The organism is Allosphingosinicella vermicomposti (genome assembly GCF_003012815.1).
Classification (GTDB): Bacteria; Pseudomonadota; Alphaproteobacteria; order Sphingomonadales; family Sphingomonadaceae; genus Allosphingosinicella; species Allosphingosinicella vermicomposti.
In genome coordinates, this window is record NZ_PXYJ01000001.1 from 12,234 (window position 1) to 29,914 (window position 17,681).

The following is a 17,681-nucleotide window of genomic DNA, read 5'->3' on the forward strand; positions in this document are numbered from 1 at the left end:
AGCGTTGGCAAAGGAACGTCCCGATGGCAAGGGCGGGTAGACGGGGACGGAGCGAGCGGGACGGATTGCCGCCTTTTTAGGACGCTGCGAACGATGGATGCGATGCGCCAGAAGGAGGTTAAGGGGTTCGGCCTGTCGCGCGAGCGCTTTGCCCTGTTGTTCCTAGTCATGATGGTTGCGGCGGCGGGCAATACCGCGATGCAATCATTGCTTCCGGCGATCGGCCGGCAGCTTGGCATTCCCGATCTTTTGATCGCTGTCGCCTTCAGCCTTTCGGCCTTGCTGTGGGTCGTTACGGCGCCGCGCTGGGCACGGCAGGCGGACCGGCGGGGGCGGCGGGCGCTGATGCGGCTCGGGCTTACCGGATTCATCTCCGCGATGCTGGTTTGCGGGCTTGCGCTGGCGGCAGGGATAAGCGGGCTGATCGGACCGCTGATCGTGTTCGCCATCTTCATTACCGGGCGCTCGCTTTATGGCGGCTTTGGATCGGCGGCACCGCCTGCGGTTCAGGCCTATATTGCGGCGCGGACGGACGGGCCGGAGCGAACCAACGCGCTGGCCGCCATCGCATCCTCCTTCGGTCTTGGCACGATTATCGGGCCTGCGGTTGCGCCGCTGTTTATCTTTGAACCACTTGGGCTGGTGGGGCCGCTCATCGTGTTCGCCGGGATCGGGGTTTTGGTGCTGGTGGCGATCGTTACGCGCCTACCGGACGATACGCCCCGCAACCCGGCCTTCGGACAATTGGTGGAAGAGCCGATGATGGGCGGGACGAGCGGGGATAGTTTGGCCCGCGAGGGCATCCCCACCGTTCGCTTCGAGCGCAGTCGAGAAGCGGTTGGCGAGAATGAGGATGCGCGTCTCGACTTTGCTCGACACGAGCGGGTTGGTGGTGAGGTTGATGAAAAGGTATCTCGCCTTCGCTGGCGGGATCCGCGCGTTTTCCCCTGGCTCGCGGCGGGGATCATTGGCGGGCATGGGCAGGCGGCGATGCTGGGGGTGATCGGGTTTCTCGTCATCGACCGGCTGGCTGTGCCGATCGATCATGCGCAGCAGTCGATCGCCGTGGTGCTGATGGCGGGCGCGGCGGCCGCTTTGCTCGCCCAATGGTGGCTGATCCCGCAGCTGCGTTTGCCGCCACGCGCGCTGATCGTGTGGGGGAGTTTGGTTGCGGCTGCGGGCGCCGTGGTGACGGGGCTTGCGGGGGAGCTTTACGGCCTGACGCTTGGCTTTGCGCTGGCTTCGGTCGGGTTCGGGCTGTTTCGTCCGGGCTTTACGAGTGGTGCTTCGCTTGGCGTCTCGGTGGACGAGCAGAATGCGGTTGCGGGTATGGTGACGTCCGTAAACGGGGTCGCTTATGTTGCCGCGCCTGCGATTGGAGTGGCGCTTTACGGGGTGGCGATGCCGCTGCCGTTTTTCGTGACGGCAGCGGTGATGATCGGGTTGGTCGGGTGGCTAACCCTCTCTCCCCTTCAGGGGAGAGAGTAGGAGAGAGGGGGATGATGTGGGAAACCGCGCGAATGTCCCCGACTCCCCCTCTCCCTAACCCTCTCCCCTGAAGGGGAGAGGGGATATTTAATCCTCGTGCTTTTCCGCGTTGCGGGGGGTGAGCATGCCGGGGGAAATGAAGCCGATGCCGGTGCTGCTCATCGCATCCTGCTTGATGCTCTGTTCGATCTTTTCATAGTCGCGCTCCATCTCCGCTGTGACCGACGCGCGGGTTTCGCCGAGCGCGGTTTCGAAATCGGCTCTTGTCACCTGGGTGGCGCCCATGGACGCGCGTAACGCATGAAGGCCGGCGCGGCGGGTGAGATCTTCAAGATCCGCGCCGGTAAACCGCTCGGTCCGCGCCGCGAGATCGTCGAGATCGACATCGGGCGCGAGCGGCATGTTGCGGGTGTGGATGGACAATATGTGGCGGCGGCCTTCGCGCTCGGGCACCGGCACGTAAATGAGTTCGTCAAAGCGGCCGGGACGGAGCAAGGCCGGATCGATGAGGTTCGGGCGGTTGGTCGCGCCGATGACGACGACCGACTGCAATTCTTCCAGGCCGTCCATTTCGGCGAGGATCGTGTTCACCACCCGCTCCGTTACTTGCGGCTCGCCCATGCCTCCGCCGCGCGCGGGGACGAGGCTGTCGAGTTCGTCAATGAAGATGACGGTCGGTGCCACCTGCCGCGCGCGGGCGAAGAGGCGGGCAATCTGCTGCTCGCTCTCGCCATACCATTTGGAGAGGAGGTCCGATGATTTGGTGGCGATGAAATTGGCCTCCGCTTCACGGGCCGCAGCCTTGGCGAGCAGGGTCTTGCCGGTTCCGGGTGGGCCGTAAAGGAGGAAGCCCTTGGCCGGACGGATGCCGAGACGGCGAAAGGCTTCGGGATCCTTTAAGGGCAGTTCGACACCTTCGCGCAAGCGGTTCTGGACGCGGGTCAGGCCGCCGACATCGGCCCAGCGGATATTGGGCTTCTGCACCATCACCTCGCGCATCGCCGATGGCTGGACGCGCTTCAGAGCTTCGTCAAAATCGCCGCGCACGACGGACAATGTATCGAGCACGTCGGGCGGGATCGTGCCTTCTTCCAGATTGATCTTCGGCATGATGCGGCGCACCGCCTCGATCGCCGCTTCACGAGTGAGAGCGGCAAGATCCGCGCCGACGAAGCCGTAGGTCTTGCGGGCAAGTTCGGTGAGGCTGATCTCCGGATCGAGCGGCATGCCGCGCGTATGGATACCGAGGATTTCGCGGCGGCCGCGTTCGTCGGGGACGCCGATCACGATCTCCCGGTCGAAGCGGCCGGGGCGACGGAGGGCCTCGTCAAGCGCCTCGGGCCGGTTGGTGGCGGCCATGACGATGACGTTCTGGCGCGGCTCGAGACCATCAAGGAGTGTCAAAAGCTGTGCGACGATTCGCTTTTCCGCTTCACCCGATACCTGACCGCGTTTCGGCGCGATCGAATCGATTTCGTCGATGAAGATGATGGAGGGGGAGGCTTCGCCCGCTTGCTCGAAAATCTCGCGCAGGCGCTTTTCGCTCTCGCCATAGGCCGAGCCCATGATTTCGGGTCCGGCAATATGGAAGAATTCGGCATCGCTTTCATTGGCGACGGCGCGGGCGAGGCGCGTCTTGCCCGTGCCGGGCGGGCCGTGGAGCAAAACGCCCTTGGGCGGATCGACGCCGAGCCGCTCAAAGATTTCGGGGTAGCGCAACGGGAGCTCGACCATTTCGCGAAGCTGGTCGATCGTCGTGCCGATGCCGCCCAGATCGTCATAGGTGACGTCGGCGCGGCGGGTTTCCTTAGCCTCCGTATATTCGGGGCGAAGCTCGACTTCGGTTGAGGCGTCGATATGGACGATGCCCTTCGGCACCGTGGAAATCACAGTGAGGCGGATTTCCTGAAGCGCGTAGGCGGGCGCGTTCAGCATGGCGCGGAGTTCGGCGGGGAGGTCGCCGCGCTGAACCTGCTGTTGGCCGGTCGTTGCGACGACATCGCCCGCCGTCACGGGCCGCATGCCGAAGCTGCGCTTCAGGGCCTGGGCCGACCCCTGCAGTCGGAGATTCTTCTGAGCCGGCGCGAAGACGATGCGCTGGGCAGGCTTCGATTCGACCTTGCTGACCGTGACGAAATCGCCAGAGCCGACTTCGGCATTGGCGCGCTGAAGGCCGTCCAAACGGATGATTTCGAGGCCCTCGTCTTCGGGATAGGGGCCAACGGCGCGTGCCGGCGTCGTACGCTTGCCCACAATTTCGATAACGTCGCCGTCGCTCAAACCCAGCGCGTTCATCATCGCGCGCGGCAGGCGGGCGAGCCCCCGTCCACTGTCGTCCGGCCGCATCGTCGCGACCTGAAGCCGGTTGGGGTTCGCATCCTCGTCGGCCATGCCTGTTTTCTCCACTTGAACTTAAGGCGAGATAGGCATTGTCAACGGCGCTTCCACCGGGGAAGGTCCGCATCCGGAATAAAAAAAGGGCCGGTCCGTGAGGACCAGCCCGTAAAAGTCTTTAGGAGAGGATGCCTGAAAGGCCCGACCTTTGTCGCCAAGAACGATATATTGTGCAAGTGCGAAGAAACATGATACGATTGCAAAAATTGCAACCATTGGGATCGTTAACAATGGCTGAAAACCGTGAGGCGTGCTTTTGTGCGGTGCACAAGAGTGCAAGGAATGCAAATCCGTGAGGCGCTTACCGCCGCTGACGGCGATTGAAGCATTCGTTCAGGTTGCGCGGCAGGGTTCGGTAAAGGCGGCGGCCGAGACGCTGGCCTTGTCTTCGCCCGCGCTCAGCCGGCGGGTGCAGGCGCTCGAGCGCTTCGTTGGGCGTCCTTTATTCGAACGGCGGCATCAGGCGGTAATGCTGAATGCGGACGGGGAGCGGCTGCTACGCGAGATTGCGCCGTCCATCGACGCGCTGGCGATCGCCATGGAGCGTGCATCGAGCGAGGGGGAGCTGATGCGCCTGCGCCTTGGCGTGCTGCCGCTGTTCGCCTCGCAGCGGCTGATGCCGCGCTTGCCCGAATTGCGCGCGCTTCACCCGGAGCTTCATATCGACATCGACACCGCGCCGCAGCTCCTCACCCGGCTCGACGAGGGGCTGGATGCGGTGATCGCGCTGGTGACTGCGGATGTCGATCCGAACCTTTATTCGCGCCGTCTGGACGATAACCGGATCATTGCGATCGGATCGCGCCGGATGCTGGAGGGGCCGGAGGCGCTCACTGATCCCTCGCAGCTGGCGCGCGTCACCATCTATCTGCATCGCGACCTCCCGGAAACGTTCAACTATTGGCGGGAGGCGATCGGCATGCCGGATCTGCAACCGGCGGCGATCGACCATTTCGATTCCGGTCACCTCATTCTCGACGCGACCGCGCAAGGGCTGGGCGTCGCCTTCATGCTCGAAAGCCATTTGAAAGGGACGGACGATCCGCGCCTGGTGCAATTGTTCGATGTCGCGGTGGATAGTCCCTACAGCTATTGGTTCGCCTGCCGCCGGTCTGCCATGGCGCGGCGGCCGGTGCGGATCTTCCACGACTGGCTGTTCAGCGGCGGCGAGAATGCGCGCGGGGCGCCGATCATTTGATGCCCGGTCGTCCCAAGCCTCGTCATTGCGAGAAGCGGAGCGACGAAGCAATCCATCTTGCGGCCAGGCTCCGGGACGCTGGATTGCTTCGCTCCGCTCGCAATGACGAGAGAGGGATCAGCCGCCGCTGAGCCAGCTCGCGACTTCGCCTGCCACCTGGTTCGCCACTTGATTGAGCGCGGGTCCGGCCTGTTCGACGTCGATCTCGGCCATCGGGGCGCGGGCTTCGAAGCGGCGGGTGCGGACGGCATTGTCGGGGCCGGCAAGTGCGGCGTCATAGACGATGACGGCTTCGCGGCGGTCCGCATCCACGCCGAAGGCCTGAAGCTGGCCGGTGAGGATGACGCCCGGCTCGAACGTCGTCTGGCGCGCGTCGATCACCACCCGTCCGCTCGCGGCGATCCGTTCGGTAAGGAGGCGGCCGAAGAGCGTGCTTGGCGGCTCAACCCATTGCGCGTCCTTGAGATAGGCAATCTGCGTCGCGCCGGTGCGGACCGGAACGCGGGTGACGCGCAGCTCTTGCGGCACCGTCGGCGGGGAGACGATTACGGTTTCCGCCTGCGGCGCGGTGCGGGTCGTGCCCTGTTCGCGCACCTGTTCGGCAGTGAGCGTCAGCAGGGATTCGGGCGGCTTGGCGCCGAAGCTGATGCAGCCGGACAGGGCCAGAGTGAGAGCAAGCGGCGCCGCAGCGCGGAGCAAGATGGTCATCATTTTTTGTAATCCGGCAATTTGGGTTCACCGATGATCGAGCCCGCGCCCTGCTGATCGATCCGGGTCGTGATCGAGCGGAGGGCGTCGGAGGTTTCGCGCAGGTCGCGGACGAGCTGGCCGACTTCCGGAAGCGTCTGTTTGGAGAAGCTCTGAACGCCCGGCCGCGCGTCGTTGATCGTGCTTTCGAGCGCCGTGATGCTCTTTTCGGCGGCGCGGATCGTCGAGCGCAGATCGCTGATGAGCGGCTTGCCCTCTTCATTCAGAAGCTGGTTCACCGATCCTGCCGTCTGCCCCCACGCTTCGGCAGCGGCGCCCGCCTGGCGGATCGCGATGCGCGCTTCGGCCAAGGTTGCGGCGATTTCAGGCGAACGGTCGGCCAGCGATCCGCTGATCCGCTCGACATTGTTGAGGATCGCGGCAAGCGACTGCTGATTGTCATCGTCGAGCAGTTCGGTGACGCGCTCGGTCAGCGTCGATACCCGCTCCAGAAGCTGCGGCGCGCTGTTGAGCAGGGCGCCGAGGCCGCCAGGCTTGGTCGGGATGACGGGCATACCGAATGGACATTGCGCGGCGGCATTGCTTTCCGGGCAGGCGAGTGGCGGGGGGACGCGGCCCGAAGCGGCGGTGCTGCGCTGCGGCGGCTCAAGCTGGATTTCGGACACGCCGGTAAAGCCCACACCGCTGATCGTCGCGGTCGTGCCCTGGATAACGGGCGTGTCTTCCTGGACCGATATGCGGACGCGGACGAATTCGGGTGTCTTGGGCATCAGGCTGATGAGCCGAACCTGGCCGACAGGAACGCCGGAATAGCTGACGACCGACCCCTTGTTGAGGCCGGATACGCCCTGACGGAAGAAGATGTCATATTCCTTTTCCGTGTCGCTGCCTGCATTCGCGATCCAGATGAGGAAGATGACGACGGCCACCAGCAGCGCCATCACGACGCCGCCAACCATCACATAGTTCGATCTATTTTCCATCAGGCGCTAACCTCTGCCGTTTCGGTCGCCTGGGCGGCCCGGCCGCGCGGCCCTCTGAAATATTCCTGAATCCATTCATGGTCCAAAGCAAGTAGTTCCGGAATCGTTCCGACCGCGATCACTTTCTTGTCCGCCAGCACCGCGACGCGGTCGCAAATGGCGTAAAGAGTGTCGAGATCGTGGGTGATGAGAAAAACCGTGAGGTCGAGGTTTTTCTGCAATTCCTTGACGAGTTGATCGAAGGCCGCGGCGCCGATCGGATCGAGGCCTGCTGTCGGTTCGTCGAGGAAGAGAAGTTCAGGATCGAGCGCCAGCGCGCGGGCGATGCCGGCACGCTTCTTCATGCCGCCCGACAATTCTGAAGGGTATTTCATCGCGGCTTCGGGCGCGAGGCCGCTCATCGCGATCTTGTAGGTCGCGATTTCATCGAGCAGCTGATTGTCGATGCGCGGGTAGAACTCGCGGATCGGCACTTGTACATTTTCCGCAACGGTGAGCGTCGAGAAAAGCGCGCCGCCCTGGAACAGCACGCCCCAGCGGCGGCGGATATTCTTTGCTTCGGTCTCATCGCGTCCGACCATCGACTGACCGAAGACGGTGACGTCCCCGGCGAGCGGCGTTTGCAAGCCGATTATCGACCGCATCAGCACCGACTTGCCGGTGCCGGAGCCACCAACCACACCCAAAATCTCGCCCTTGCGCACGTCGAGGTCGAGGCCTTCATGCACGACCTGCTCGCCAAACGCGTTTTTCAGGCCGCGCACAGAGATGATGCTGTCGCCATTCTGGCTCATACCCAGCCCACTTCCGAGAAAAAGACCGCGAAAAATGCGTCGAGAACGATGACGAGGAAGATCGCCTGCACGACCGCCGCGGTGGTGCGCAGCCCCACTTCCTCATTATTCCCTTCGACCTGCATCCCCTGGAAGCAGCCCGAAATACCGATAATGAGGCCGAAGACCGGCGCCTTGATGAGAGATATCCAGACGTCGGTGATCGGCGTCACTTCACGGATACGCTGAATGAAGGTGGCGGGCGGAATGTCGAGCGACACCCAGCATAGGAGCCCGCCGCCGATAATCGCAACGATGGCGGAGTAGAAGCCGAGCAGCGGCATCATCAGCACCGTCGCCATGACGCGGGGGAGGACGAGCGCTTCCATCGGCGACACGCCGATCGTGCGCATGGCGTCCACTTCCTCGGCAAGCTTCATCGACCCGAGTTGCGCGGCAAAGGCGCTGCCCGAACGGCCCGCGACCATGATGGCGGTCATGAGCACGCCAAGCTCGCGGAAAGTGAGGCGGCCGATCAGGTTGATGGTGAACACTTCCGCGCCGAACTGACGAAGCTGCACCGCGCCCTGCTGCGCGATGACGATGCCGATGAGGAAGCTCATCAGGCCGATGATGCCGAGCGCATGGATGCCGACAATTTCGAAACGTTGAACCGTCGCGTTGAAGCGGAACCGGCGCGGGCGCTTGATCACTGTCCAGGTGGTGACGAGAAGCGCGCCAAAGAAACCGAGCAGACCGAGCATGGTCTTGCCCGCTAGCGCCGTCGCGGTTCCCATCTGGTCCATGATCTGCACGAAGGCGGGGCGGCGGTCGGGCCGGATCTTGGCAGGCTTGTCGGCGGCAGCGACATTCTGGAGGAGGAAAGAGGTGCTCTCATCGGCGCCGCGCACTTCCGCGTCATTGTCGTGCACCAGCCGGTGGATCAGCCATGCTCCGACCGTATCCATCCGGTCGACGCCGCCGACATCGACCAGCATCCCGCGTCCGCTCACCTCCTTCAGGCGATCGGGCAGGCGGCCGAGCCGGGCCAAGGTGAGAGGGCCGGAGAAGCGCAGCACCTGGCGGCCGTCTTCCGTCACTTCCTCAAACTGGGCGATATCACTCATCGGGCGGGACACTGCGCCAATAACAGTGAACGGGCAAGGTCGTTCCGGGGGTGGACATATCGCGCGTTCCTGTGCTTCGGCGGCCACATGAAATCAGCGCTCGCCATTTATGACATGGACCGGACGATCACCCGGAACGCAACCTATACGCCGTTCCTGATCCACGCGGCGCGGCAGCTGGCGCCGTGGCGGTTGGTCCTGATGCCCTTCGTCATCCTGTCGATGCTTGCCTATGTCGCGAAGCTGATCGACCGGGGGCGGCTGAAGGAGATCAATTACACCCTGCTCATCGGCCGCAGCATCGCGCCCGAACGGCTGGAACCAGTGATCCAGAGCTTTGCCGACAAGCAGGTCGCGACGAACATTCTCCCCGGCGCGCGGGCGAGCATCGCGGCGGACCGCGCGGCGGGGCGGCGGGTGGTGATGGCGACCGCATCCTATCGCCTTTACGCCGCGGCTATCGCCGAGCGGCTTGGCATCACGGACGTGATCGCGACCGAGACGGGGCTGGATGCGGCCGGGCGGATCGTGGCGAAGATCGAGGGGCGAAACTGCTATGGCGACGAAAAGCTCGCCATGATCCAGGCCTGGCTGGAGCGTGAGGGACTGACCCGTGAGGCCGTCCACATCCGCTTCTATTCCGACCACGTTTCGGACGCGCCCGTCCACCATTGGTCGGACGAGCCGGTGGCGGCGAATGCGCACGACCGGCTGGTAAGGCTGGCTGAGGTTGAAGGGTGGGAAGTGCTGGATTGGCGGAAGAGGCAGGAAGCTACTCAGGCCGTTCGCCCTGAGTAGCTGCTGAGCTTGCCGAAGCGGCGTATCGAAGAGCTCCCATGGGGGAGGTACTTCGACACGGGTCTTCGACTTCGCTCAGCCCCTACTCAGTACGAACGGGCGAATGTTAAATCGCCGCCAAAGCCTGGTCGAAGTCCGCGATCAGGTCTTCGGCATCCTCGACACCGATCGAGATGCGGACGAGGTTGTCGGTGATCGCCATCGCCTTCTTGCGTTCGTCGGGGACCGAGAGGTGGGTCATCGCGGCGGGAGCGCTGGCGAGGGTTTCGGTGCCGCCCAAGGACACGGCGAGCTTGGCGATCTTCAGCGCGTCGAGGAAGGCGAAGGCTTCGCGCTCTCCACCCTTCAGATAGAGCGAGAAGGTCGAGCCCGCGCCGGTGCAGTGGCGGCGATAGATATCCGCCTGACGGCCTTCGGTGAGGAAACCGAGATAGCCGACGCTTTCGACCTTCGGATGATCCTTCAGGAAGGCGCAGACCTTGGCGGCATTTTCGCCCGCGCGGCTCATGCGCAGTTCCAGCGTTTCGAGGCTGCGGAGCAGCATCCAGGCGGTGTTGGGATCGGTGATCGTGCCGATCGTGTTGCGCATCATGCGGATGGGCGTGATGAGCGCCTTCGAACCCACGACGCCGCCCGCGACGAGATCGCTATGGCCGCCCGCATATTTGGTGAGCGAATAGACGCTGAGATCGGCGCCATGATCGAGTGGACGCGACCAAAGCGGCCCGAGGAAGGTATTGTCGATCGCGATGGGCGGTTTTTCATCGGCGGTGAAGAGCGCGTCGCGCACGTCCCGAACGGCCTGCACGTCGACAAGCTGGTTGGTTGGATTGGCCGGGCTTTCGAGATAGATGAGCGCGACATTGCCCATTTCCTTGGCCTTGGCGACCACTGCCTCGATCTCTTCCTTCGTCGCGCCCGCCGGGAAATCGAGCCACTGCACGCCGAACTTGCCGAAGATGCGGCCGATCAGGGTTTCGGTCGCCGCATAAAGCGGGCCGGAATGAACGACGACGTCGCCTGGCTTCACGAAGGTCATCAGCAAGGTGGCGATGGCCGACATACCCGAGGAGAACGTGAGCGCGTCTTCGGCATCCTCCCAGACGCCGAGGCGGTCTTCCAATATTTCCTGGTTCGGGCCGTTGAAGCGCGAATAGACGAGGCCGTCGGCGCCGCCCGGACGTTTGCCCGTCACGCCTTCGAAGTGGCGCTTACCAGCAGCCGCATTTTCGAAAACGAAGGTGGAGGTGAGGAAGATCGGTGGCTTCAATGCGCCTTCCGAGAGGGCCGGATCGAAGCCGTGGCCCATCATCAAGGTGGCGGGCTTTAACTTGCGGCCGCCAATTTCGATGACGTCGGGCTTTGGGCGGCGGCGCGGCGTTGCGCCGGTGATGTCGGATTCGTCTGCCATGTCTGTCTCCTTGTGCAGTTTTGCGTGGAGACCGAGCCTCTCCTTGAAAAGGAGGCAGGCTCACCGGCCGCTCAAGTTAGAGCGTCCCCGGGGGGTGAGGTCTGTTGCCCGTGGCTCTCCTAGCCTCAGAGGGCGAAAGCGGCAATGGCCCAGACGGTGCCGACCATGATCGGGACGCCCGCAATGTCGAGCAGCAGGCCGGTCTTCAGCATGCGCGGCAAGGCGATGTGGCCCGTCGCCCAAGCGATGGCATTGGGGCCGGTCCCGGACGGCAGCATGAAGCCCCAGCTCGCGGCGAAGGCGGCGGGGAGAGCGAGGAGGATCGGATCGACGCCCGTTGCCGCGATCACGCCCGCCACTACCGGCATGATGCCGCTCGCCGCCGCGACGTTGGACGCGAATTCGGTGACGAGGATGACGAAGCCGGTGAGCGCGATCGCGATAAGCAGGGAGTGGACGGCGGCGAGCGGCTTCATCGCCTCACCCATCCATTCGGCGAGCCCCGATTGCTCGATTCCGGTGGCGAGCGCCAGACCGCCGCCGAACATCATGATGACGCCCCAGGGCGCGCGGTTCGCCTCGTCCCAGACAAGGATCGGACGTCCCGTTCCGTCTGGAATGACGAAGAGGAGAAGGGCGCCTGCCACGGCGATGGCGCCGTCGGTCAACGTCCCTGCGGGCACATAGGGCGTCAGGAAGGGGAGAGCGAACCAGCCGAGAAGGACGGTGGCAACGAGCGGAACCAGCCTCTTCTCCGCCACCGACCAGGGACCGACATTGCCGATCCCTTCGCGCGCCGCCGTCGTGTCGAAGCCATGATCGCCGACCTTTTGCACCCGCATCAGGATCAGCCAGCAAAGCGGCACCGAGATGAGGACGACCGGCAGGCCGTAAAGCGACCAAGTCAGAAAATCGATGGTGAGGCCGGTGCTGCGTTCGATGATCCCCGCCGCAATGGCGTTGGTGGGCGAGCCGACGAGAGTGCCGAAGCCGCCGAGCGTCGCGGCAAAGGCGATGCCCATGACGAGCGCGCCGGGAAAGCCGTCCGTCTCCCCGTCTTTAACGTTGGCGGCTTGCAGCACCGCCATGCCGATCGGGATCATGATCAAAGTCGTCGCGGTGTTCGAGACGATGAGGCTGATGATCGCCGTCGCGATCATGAAGGCGAGGAGGAGGCCTCCCGGTGTCTTGCCACCGCGCGCCACGATGGCGAGTGCAAGGCGGCAATGGAGCCGCGTCCGTTCAATCGCCAGCGCGATCATCGCGCCGCCGAGGACGAGGAACAGGATGGGCGAATAATAAGCGCCCGCAATCTCGTTGGCGCTCATCACGCCGAACAAGGGGAAAACGAGAAACGGGAGGAGGGCGGTGGCGGTGAGTGGCAGGGCCTGCGTCATCCACCATGTCGCCATCAGGATGACGAGTGCAACGGTACGCCAGGCCGTGACCGGCATTCCGCCGGGCGCGGGCAGCAGCAACAGAAGCGCGAAGACGGCCAGGCCCCCGAACAGACCGAAACGTGCGGTCATTGGCATCCCCTAATTTTTGGGAAGGTGTGCCAGAGGTATCGATCGAGCGCTAGCCTATTGCCCTCCCCTCGATGGGGAGGGTTGGGGAGGGGTGATGTTCGAGGTAGGACGGTGCATTTCCCCAGCATCACCCCCACCCAACCCTCCCCCATCGAGGGGGAGGGCTAAGAGCTGAAGGGTGGGGCTTTAAGGCAAAGCAATCACCGACATTTGCCGCCCATAAGCCGGCTCGCCGCGATGAGTGGCACGGCGGTAGCTGTAGAAGCGATCGGTGGCGGAATAGGTGTCGAGGCCGAGTGCCTCGACCTTCGTCACGCCGGCGGCGGCGAGACGGGAGAGGACGAAGCCTTCGAGGTCGAACTGATAATGGTCCTGGCGCCCGTGCGAGAAGAAATGCTCGAAGGCCGGATCCGCCTCGACGAAGCGGCGCAGGAAGGCTTCGTCAACCTCATAGGATTTGCGGGCGATGGTGGGACCGACGGCGGCGGCGATAGCATCGCGCCGGGCACCGAGTTTCTCCATCTCGGCAACAGTCGCTTCGACGATGCCGCCCACGGCGCCCTTCCATCCGGCATGGGCCGCGCCGATCACCCCTGCTTGCTTGTCGGCGAACAGGATGGGGGTGCAGTCCGCCGTGACGATGCCGAGTGCAAGGCCGGGGCGGTTGGTGACGAGGGCATCGGCTTCAGGGCGTGCTTCATCGCCCCAAGGGTCATTCACTGGGACGGCGATGGCGGAATGGATTTGATAGACGGACACGAGTTGCCGTCCCGGTGCCACTACTTCGACCGCCCGCCGCCGATTTTCCGCGACCGCGATTGGATCGTCGCCACTGCCGAGGCCGACATTGAGGCCCGCGGCAACACCTTCCGATACGCCGCCCCGCCGTCCGAGGAAGCCGTGGGGCAGGCCGTCGAGAAGGCTTGAGCGGATGACCTCCACGGTCATGCCGCTTTCTCCAGTGCGAGATGCATCACGATATCCTCGTCCACATGATTGCCGACTTTGAACGCATATGGGCCGACTTCGGTGAAGCCGTAGCGCGCGTAGAAGCGGCGCGCGCGGTGATTGTCGATGAAGACCGACAAATAGAGATGCTCGGCCTCGCGCCGTTGCGCTTCATCCAGAACCCACCGCATCAGCGCCTGCGCGATGCCCGCGCCGTGCCAGGGCTTCAATACATAGAATTGGCGCAGCTCCGTTGACCGGCCGATGGGCGGGAAGGGCAGGGAGGGCGGCCCCACCTTGGCGAAGGCGACCGCCTCATTCCCGGCGATAGCGAGGCGCACCGCGAAATCGGGGTTCGCCAGTTCTTCGGTCCAGCCTTCGGTCGTGTGCCCTTCCAGAAAGGCGGCGAGATCCTCGGGCTTGTAAAGGTGCCCGAATGTCTCGGTGAAAGTGCGCCGTGCAAGCGATGCGAGCGCGGCGGCATCTGCCGTGTTCGCCATGCGATAGGTAATGTCGGTCATCAAAAGCCCAAAGGTTCGGGCCAAGCCGGCGCGGTCAAGGCCATGGCCTTGAACAGGGTGCCCATCTGTTCGGGGGCGACGAGGCGGCTACGTGCCGTTTCGATCTCCCCGGCCCGCGCCGGAGCGGCGCGAGACAGGGCGGCCGCGCGCAGATCGATGCTCATGGCGGTGAGGAAGGCGCCTTGCGCCGCAACCGGCGACACGCGCGCACCGCCCGCACGCGCGGCATCGCCCAAGGCTTCGAAATCGACATGGACGGTGAGGTCGTGCTCGCCTGGATTTGCGAAGGGATCGGCATAAGCGTGACCGCGCACCGCCTGGAGCGTGTCGCCGATGCTGGTCCGCTCATGCCCATAATCGATGATCAGGGCCGCGCCGCCTTGCCCTGCGATCCGCTCGGACAGCGCGCGCATGATCGCGACCGAGGCGGGCGAGGTTTCAAGGACCGATCCGACCGGCGCGTGACGCAGGTGCGGCGGAATTAAGTTGTCGGGAACGAGCGGCCCGGCGCCGGGCATGAAGGCGCCGTCGTCGATACCCACCATCCGTTCGCACCAGCCGCCCGGCATGCGGGCGAGCTGGCGCACGGGAAGCGCGTCGAAAAATTCATTAGCGACGATCAGCAGCGGCCGATCCTCGGGAAGGGTGTCCACATCGTCATGCCAGCGGGCGTCGGGCACTCGTTCCTTCTGCGCCGCGCGAAGTACGGGGCTCGTCTCGACCAAGTGAACCGGCGGCGTCAGTCCCGCCGCCTTCATCGCCCGCAGCGCGTCGGCGGCAAGCGTGCCGCGGCCCGGCCCAAGCTCGACATAGCAAGCGCCATCCGGTCGACCCGCGCGGATCCACAGATCGGCGAGCCATAGGCCAACGAGTTCACCGAACATTTGGCTGATCTCCGGCGCCGTGGTGAAATCCCCCGCCGCGCCGAGCGGATCGCGCGTCGCGTAATAATGCGCGTTCGCCTGCCCCATATAATGCGCGACGGATATCGGGCCAGTGGCGGCGATCTGTCGCTTCAGTTTTTCGGAAAAATCTATTCTACCCATATCCCGCTAGGGCTGAGCTTGTCGAAGCCCGCTCCAGCTGGAACCGTCCTTCGACAAGCTCAGGACTAGCGGATTAGTAAAGGGCGCATACATGTCAGGCGACGCTTTCGCCGCCCGCAATGGGCTCCACGCGCGCGCGGCGGCCCTTGGCGGTCGCGATGAGATAGAGACCGCCAAGGATCATCGGCACGGTGAGGGTCTGGCCCATGGAGAGGCCCCACCAGAGATGTTCGAGGCCGACGTCGGGCTGGCGCACCATTTCGACGAGGAAGCGGCTGATGCCGTAGCCCAAGAGGAAGGTGCCGACGAGCTTGCCCGGCTGGTAACGCGCCTCCGTCTTCCAGAACAGGAACCAGAGGATGAAACCGAGCGCGAGGCCTTCGAGACCCGCTTCGTAAAGCTGGCTCGGATGGCGTGCCACCTCGCCGCCGGTCGGGAAGACGACAGCCCAAGGAAGATCGGTCGGGCGGCCCCACAATTCGCCGTTCACGAAATTGGCGATGCGGCCGAAGAACAGGCCGAAGGGAATGCAGCAGGCGACATAATCGTGGATGCGCAGCCAGTTTAGGCCATTCTTGCGCGCCAGATAGAGAAGGCCGAGCGACACGCCGATGACACCGCCGTGGAAGGACATGCCGCCGTCCCACAGCTGCGGAATTTCGAGCGGATTGGCGAGATAATATTCGGGCCGGTAGAAGAGGACGTAGCCCAGGCGCCCGCCAAAGATCACGCCGATCGCCACGAAGAAGACGAGATCGTCGACATGCCGCCGCGCCATCGGGGCGCCGGGCCGGTCGATCAGCTTCAGCATGTACCACCAGCCCGCGACGATGCCCGCGAGATAGGCCAGAGAATACCAGCGGAGCTGAAAAAAGCCGAGGTCAAGGGCGATGGGGTCGAGGCCCATCCGGTCCCAACGTAAGGCCGCCGTAGCGTCAACTGCGGCGGCTGTAAGTGCTGTCAGTATCAAGGCTTTCCCCTTGTGATTTCACCCCTCATAGTAAGAGTGAATCAAAACGAAAAGAGCGAGGATGGTGAGGATGCCGAGCGCACTCGATCTGAAGTTCGAAGCCGTGCTGAACGCGGTGACCGGGCCTAGCGGCCCGGTCCAGATCGGCAAGGACGCGCGCGGCCTCCCTATCGTCGAGAATTTTCCGCAGACATTGCCCGGCCTCTTCGACGCGTTTTGCGCGCTCAACGCCGATACCATCGGCGTCATCGCAGGTGATGAGCGGCTGACCTTTGCGGACCTTAATGTGAGGGCGAACGAGGCAGCGAAGGCGCTGGCTAGCGGCTTTAGCATAAGCAAGGGCGACCGGGTCGCCATCGCCATGCGCAACTGTCCGTCCTGGATCGTCTCCTACATGGCAGTGCTGAAAGCCGGGGCGATCGCTGTGCTCGTCAACGGCTGGTGGCAGCCGGACGAGTTGGCCCATGGCATCGCGCTCACCGATCCCAAACTGATCCTTGCCGATGCGCTACGCGCCAAGCGGATCGTAGCAACGGGGGCGAAGGCGGATGTCGTGACGCTCGACATCGACCGGCCAATCGCGGATGCCCTTGCGCCGATCCTGGCGAGAAGGGGTGCGGACATTGCGCTTCCCGCCGTAGCGCCCGAAGATGATGCCACCATCCTCTTCACATCCGGTTCGACTGGCCTCTCAAAGGGCGCGGTGTCGACCCATCAGGCGGTCGCTAATGCGACCTACGCTTATTCGATCGGCCTCATCTGCCTGAAAGGCATATTGGAAAGCGAAGGGCGTCCGCCGGTCAACCCGCCGCGCACGCTGGTTTGCGTGCCTCTCTTCCATGTGACGGGCGAAGTGCCCGTCATGTTGAACAGCTTCGTGATCGGGCGCGGCATGGTGCTGATGCCGAAATGGGATCCGGGCGAGGCGTTGCGCCTGATCGAACGGGAAACAATCACCTATTTCGTCGGCGTGCCTACGATGAGCCTGGAGCTGATGCAGCATCCGGATCGCGGCAAATATGATCTTTCCTCGCTGACGGACATTGCGGCAGGCGGCGCGGCGCGGCCCATCGCCCATGTGAAGCGGCTCCAGGAAAGCTTCGCCGCCGCCAACCCGGCGCTCGGCTATGGCCTGACCGAAACCAATGCGACGGGCTGCAGCAATTTCTGGTCCAATTATGCCGACCGGCCCGCATCGACCGGCAGGGCGCAGCCGCCGCTTGTCGAGCTTGCGATCCTTGGAACCGGCGACACGCATTTACCAACCGGAGAGCGCGGCGAGATCGGAATTCGCACCGCCGCCAATATTCGGGCCTATTGGAACGATGCCGAAGCAACCGAAGGGTTGTTCACGGCGGACGGCTATGTGCGCACCGGCGACATCGGCTATCTCGACGAAGACGGCTATCTCTTCATTGTCGACCGCAAGAAAGACATCATCATTCGCGGTGGCGAGAATATCAGCTGCCAGGAAGTGGAGGCGGCCATTTACTCACATCCGGCCGTTTCCGAAGCCGCTGTCTTCGGCATTGCGGACGACCGTCTGGGCGAGGTGCCCGCCGCGATCATCTATTGCGAGGAGCAGGGCGGGTTGGATGAGAGCAGTCTTGCCGCTTTCCTGGAGGAACGGCTTGCGCATTACAAAATTCCGGCGCGTTTCTGGTTTCTGGATGAGCCGCTTCCCAAGCTTGGCACCGGGAAGATCGACAAGGTAACGCTGCGGGATCGTTATGGCGACAGGGTTTCGGCCTGAACCGCCTTTCTCCCCGAAGACGTTGTCAGAAGCC

15 protein-coding genes are annotated in these 17,681 nt (G+C 63.8%); 4 read left to right on the plus strand and 11 right to left on the minus strand.

From position 1 onward, the window contains the following. Positions 1-93: 93 nt before the first annotated feature. Positions 94-1,488, plus strand: coding sequence for an MFS transporter (locus C7I56_RS00070; RefSeq protein ID WP_106638539.1), 1,395 nt, complete (start codon positions 94-96; stop codon positions 1,486-1,488). A gap of 87 nt (positions 1,489-1,575) precedes the next feature. Here C7I56_RS00070 and C7I56_RS00075 read toward each other — a convergent pair whose 3' ends face one another. Further along, positions 1,576-3,879, minus strand: a complete 2,304-nt coding sequence (locus C7I56_RS00075; protein ID WP_106638540.1) for a CDC48 family AAA ATPase — start codon at positions 3,877-3,879, stop codon at positions 1,576-1,578. Between the two features lie 295 nt (positions 3,880-4,174). On the opposite strand from C7I56_RS00075, the gene C7I56_RS00080 reads away from it, so the two are divergent. Beyond that, positions 4,175-5,080 (plus strand): LysR substrate-binding domain-containing protein, encoded by a 906-nt coding sequence (locus C7I56_RS00080; RefSeq protein WP_106638541.1) that lies wholly within the window; start codon positions 4,175-4,177, stop codon positions 5,078-5,080. A gap of 117 nt (positions 5,081-5,197) precedes the next feature. On the opposite strand, the gene C7I56_RS00085 is transcribed toward C7I56_RS00080, so the two are convergent. The 4 genes from C7I56_RS00085 to C7I56_RS00100 are packed head-to-tail and all read right to left on the minus strand — an operon-like array spanning position 5,198 to position 8,671. After that, positions 5,198-5,791 (minus strand): ABC-type transport auxiliary lipoprotein family protein, encoded by a 594-nt coding sequence (locus tag C7I56_RS00085; RefSeq protein WP_342587683.1) that lies wholly within the window; start codon positions 5,789-5,791, stop codon positions 5,198-5,200. Continuing rightward, positions 5,788-6,771, minus strand: coding sequence for an MlaD family protein (locus C7I56_RS00090; RefSeq protein ID WP_106638542.1), 984 nt, complete (start codon positions 6,769-6,771; stop codon positions 5,788-5,790). Before C7I56_RS00090 ends, C7I56_RS00085 begins: the two co-directional genes overlap by 4 nt. Further along, on the minus strand, positions 6,771-7,565 hold the full coding sequence (locus C7I56_RS00095) for an ABC transporter ATP-binding protein (RefSeq protein ID WP_106638543.1): 795 nt from the start codon (positions 7,563-7,565) through the stop codon (positions 6,771-6,773). Before C7I56_RS00095 ends, C7I56_RS00090 begins: the two co-directional genes overlap by 1 nt. Beyond that, positions 7,562-8,671, minus strand: a complete 1,110-nt coding sequence (locus C7I56_RS00100; protein WP_106638544.1) for an ABC transporter permease — start codon at positions 8,669-8,671, stop codon at positions 7,562-7,564. The genes C7I56_RS00095 and C7I56_RS00100 overlap by 4 nt, the downstream gene beginning before the upstream one ends. A gap of 87 nt (positions 8,672-8,758) precedes the next feature. Between C7I56_RS00100 and C7I56_RS00105 the strand changes: the two genes are divergently transcribed. Beyond that, a complete protein-coding gene (locus tag C7I56_RS00105) occupies positions 8,759-9,469 on the plus strand; it encodes an HAD family hydrolase (protein ID WP_106638545.1) in 711 nt (236 codons plus the stop codon). A gap of 106 nt (positions 9,470-9,575) precedes the next feature. Here the strand turns inward: C7I56_RS00105 and C7I56_RS00110 are convergent, their stop codons facing one another. The 6 genes from C7I56_RS00110 to lgt all read right to left on the minus strand — a co-directional run bounded on the left by C7I56_RS00110 (position 9,576) and on the right by lgt (position 15,831). Then, positions 9,576-10,880, minus strand: a complete 1,305-nt coding sequence (locus C7I56_RS00110) for a cystathionine gamma-synthase family protein (protein WP_106638546.1) — start codon at positions 10,878-10,880, stop codon at positions 9,576-9,578. Positions 10,881-11,005: 125 nt separating this feature from the next. Next, positions 11,006-12,409, minus strand: a complete 1,404-nt coding sequence (locus C7I56_RS00115; protein ID WP_106638547.1) for an SLC13 family permease — start codon at positions 12,407-12,409, stop codon at positions 11,006-11,008. Positions 12,410-12,595: 186 nt separating this feature from the next. Next, complete coding sequence (gene pgeF, locus C7I56_RS00120; RefSeq protein WP_106638548.1) at positions 12,596-13,357, minus strand: peptidoglycan editing factor PgeF; 762 nt, start codon at positions 13,355-13,357, stop codon at positions 12,596-12,598. After that, positions 13,354-13,878 (minus strand): GNAT family N-acetyltransferase, encoded by a 525-nt coding sequence (locus tag C7I56_RS00125; RefSeq protein ID WP_106638549.1) that lies wholly within the window; start codon positions 13,876-13,878, stop codon positions 13,354-13,356. Before C7I56_RS00125 ends, pgeF begins: the two co-directional genes overlap by 4 nt. Beyond that, positions 13,878-14,924 (minus strand): class I SAM-dependent methyltransferase, encoded by a 1,047-nt coding sequence (locus C7I56_RS00130; protein WP_245409542.1) that lies wholly within the window; start codon positions 14,922-14,924, stop codon positions 13,878-13,880. The genes C7I56_RS00125 and C7I56_RS00130 overlap by 1 nt, the downstream gene beginning before the upstream one ends. A gap of 94 nt (positions 14,925-15,018) precedes the next feature. Next, complete coding sequence (lgt, locus tag C7I56_RS00135; RefSeq protein ID WP_106638550.1) at positions 15,019-15,831, minus strand: prolipoprotein diacylglyceryl transferase; 813 nt, start codon at positions 15,829-15,831, stop codon at positions 15,019-15,021. Positions 15,832-15,964: 133 nt separating this feature from the next. Here lgt and C7I56_RS00140 point away from each other — a divergent pair, with 133 nt between their 5' ends. Continuing rightward, positions 15,965-17,647 carry a class I adenylate-forming enzyme family protein gene (locus C7I56_RS00140; protein WP_106639542.1) on the plus strand — a complete coding sequence of 561 codons (1,683 nt, stop codon included), beginning with the start codon at positions 15,965-15,967 and terminating at the stop codon, positions 17,645-17,647. Positions 17,648-17,681 lie beyond the last annotated feature (34 nt).

Bases quoted from the DNA above. Each gene is read 5' to 3' on its own strand.
- C7I56_RS00070 (WP_106638539.1), top strand. From the start codon at position 94: ATGGATGCGATGCGCCAGAAGGAGGTTAAGGGGTTCGGCCTGTCGCGC.
- C7I56_RS00085 (WP_342587683.1), bottom strand. From the start codon at position 5,791: ATGATGACCATCTTGCTCCGCGCTGCGGCGCCGCTTGCTCTCACTCTG.
- C7I56_RS00110 (WP_106638546.1), bottom strand. From the start codon at position 10,880: ATGGCAGACGAATCCGACATCACCGGCGCAACGCCGCGCCGCCGCCCA.
- C7I56_RS00095 (WP_106638543.1), bottom strand. From the start codon at position 7,565: ATGAGCCAGAATGGCGACAGCATCATCTCTGTGCGCGGCCTGAAAAAC.
- C7I56_RS00105 (WP_106638545.1), top strand. From the start codon at position 8,759: ATGAAATCAGCGCTCGCCATTTATGACATGGACCGGACGATCACCCGG.
- C7I56_RS00140 (WP_106639542.1), top strand. From the start codon at position 15,965: ATGCCGAGCGCACTCGATCTGAAGTTCGAAGCCGTGCTGAACGCGGTG.
- C7I56_RS00115 (WP_106638547.1), bottom strand. From the start codon at position 12,409: ATGACCGCACGTTTCGGTCTGTTCGGGGGCCTGGCCGTCTTCGCGCTT.
- C7I56_RS00130 (WP_245409542.1), bottom strand. From the start codon at position 14,924: ATGGGTAGAATAGATTTTTCCGAAAAACTGAAGCGACAGATCGCCGCC.
- lgt (WP_106638550.1), bottom strand. From the start codon at position 15,831: ATGGGCCTCGACCCCATCGCCCTTGACCTCGGCTTTTTTCAGCTCCGC.
- C7I56_RS00075 (WP_106638540.1), bottom strand. From the start codon at position 3,879: ATGGCCGACGAGGATGCGAACCCCAACCGGCTTCAGGTCGCGACGATG.
- C7I56_RS00090 (WP_106638542.1), bottom strand. From the start codon at position 6,771: ATGGAAAATAGATCGAACTATGTGATGGTTGGCGGCGTCGTGATGGCG.
- C7I56_RS00125 (WP_106638549.1), bottom strand. From the start codon at position 13,878: ATGACCGACATTACCTATCGCATGGCGAACACGGCAGATGCCGCCGCG.
- C7I56_RS00100 (WP_106638544.1), bottom strand. From the start codon at position 8,671: ATGAGTGATATCGCCCAGTTTGAGGAAGTGACGGAAGACGGCCGCCAG.
- pgeF (WP_106638548.1), bottom strand. From the start codon at position 13,357: ATGACCGTGGAGGTCATCCGCTCAAGCCTTCTCGACGGCCTGCCCCAC.